Here is a 251-nt window from a genome sequence, read left to right on the forward strand (position 1 = left end):
GTAGCTTAAGCGAACCGCCTGTTCCTTTAATTCGGGGCTGTAATATCGTTTTTTCATGTTTCTAAGATATTTGTTTTGTAACAAACGGTCTTAAATTTTATGTCCGAGTAAAGGTAGCAACTCCAAAACAACGTTGTTGGGATGTTGAGGCTGTTTTTGGAAACATAAAACAAAATATGAACTTTAAACGCTTTATGTTAAGGGGAATTGATAAGGTAAATGTAGAAATAGGGCTGATTGCTATGGCGCAT

The 251-nt window shown here is 35.9% G+C and carries 1 pseudogene; it reads left to right on the forward strand.

Features of this window, described 5'->3' with window-relative positions:
* Positions 1-128: 128 nt before the first annotated feature.
* Positions 129-251: pseudogene (locus HC176_RS19585) on the forward strand (transposase); the annotation flags it as partial.

Source organism: Tamlana crocina, assembly GCF_012037625.1.